Consider the following 1679-nt stretch of genomic DNA (forward strand, 5'->3'; position numbering starts at 1 on the left):
GTGGAGCTGGCGCAGGCGTCGCCGGTGTTCGCCGCCCGGCTGGAGGAGTGCTTCGCCGAGATCCGGCGGTGGGTGGACTGGGACCCGGCCCAGGTGCTGGCCGATGCTGATGGGCTGGAGTCCATCGAGGTGTTGCAGCCGATGGCGTTCGCGGTGGGGGTGGCCCTGGCGGCGTTGTGGGAGTCGGTCGGGGTCCGGCCGACAGCGGTGATCGGGCATTCGCAGGGCGAGGTGGCCGCGGCGTATGTGGCCGGGGTGTTGTCGCTGGCCGACGCGGTGCGGGTGGTCGTGTTGCGCAGCCGGTTGTTCGCTGCGGAGTTGTGGGGTCGCGGTGCGATCGCCGCTGTGGGGCTGCCCGCTGAGGTGGTGCGCGAACGTGTCGCCTCGCTGGACGGGGAGCTCGAAGTGAGCGCGGACAACGGGCCTGCCTCCTGCGCGGTGGCCGGACCGACCCAGGCACTGGAAGAGCTTGTCGAGCGTCTGCGTGGTGAGGGGGTGCGGGCGCGGGTGATCGCCACCACGGTGGCCTCGCATTCGCAGATGGTCGAGCCGCTGCGCGAGCAACTGCTGGAGATGCTGGGCCCCATCGAGCCCGCGCCGGGGCGGGTGCCGGTGTATTCGACGGTGACGGGCGGTGTGCTGGCGGGCGCGGAGCTGGGGGCGGAGTACTGGTTCGCCAACGCCCGCCGGCCGGTGGACTTCCAGGGGGCGGTGCGGGCGTTGCTGGCCGATGGCCGCACCGCGTTCATCGAGGTGAGCCCGCATCCGGTGCTGACGATGGCGGTGCAGGACATCCTGGACGCCACCGGCACATCGGGCGTTGCCGTGGGATCGCTGCGTCGTGGCGAGGGCGGCCCCGACCGGTTCCTCCGCTCAGCGGCCGAGGCGTTCACCGCCGGTGTCGGGGTGGACTGGGAACGGCTCCTCACCGTGACCGGCGCAGGCGCCGAGCTGCCCACGTATGCGTTCCAGCACCGGCGCTACTGGCTGGAGCCCGCAACGACCGGTGTGTCGGACGCGGGCGGGCTGGGCCAGGCCCGCGTGGACCACCCCCTGCTCGGAGCCGCGGTGGAGCTGCCCGATCACGGCGGGCTGGTGCTGACCGGCCGGATCTCCACCGCTACACATCCCTGGCTGGCCGATCACGGGGTGGGGGAGACGCTGCTGTTCCCCGGCACCGGCTTCGTGGAGCTGGCCGTGCGGGCTGGAGATGAGCTCGGCTGCCCGGTCCTGGAGGAGCTGACGCTTGAAGCGCCGCTGGTGATCGAGGGCGACGAGGCGGTCCAGATCCAGGTGGCGGTGTCCGTAGCCGACGAGCACGGGCGGCGTGAGGTGGCGGTGCACGCCCGCACCAGCCAGCGACCCTGGACACGCCACGCCACCGGAACCCTCACCGCAACAAGCAGCACGCCGAGTCCTGCTGGCGAACAGTGGCCGCCCGCGGGAGCGCAGGCGGTGGACGTATCCGGCCACTACGAGACACTGGCCAGCACCGGATACGGATACGGTCCGGCGTTCCAGGGACTCAAGCGGGCCTGGATCCGCGACAACGAGGTGTTCGCCGAGGTAGAGCTCGACGAGCGAGAGGCCGCCGAGGCCGGCGGTTACGGTATCCACCCGGCGTTGCTGGACGCCTCCCTGCACGCCACCGGTCTTATCGAGCAGGCTGAGGGCGTCGC

The 1679-nt window shown here is 71.9% G+C and carries 1 protein-coding gene; it reads left to right on the forward strand.

The genetic code is table 11. The features are described from left to right. A partial coding sequence (locus ABZX61_RS65790; protein WP_355213247.1) for an acyltransferase domain-containing protein occupies positions 1-1679 on the forward strand: 1679 nt, incomplete at both ends.

The organism is Nonomuraea sp. NPDC003709, from assembly GCF_040610775.1.
GTDB lineage: Bacteria > Actinomycetota > Actinomycetes > Streptosporangiales > Streptosporangiaceae > Nonomuraea > Nonomuraea angiospora_A.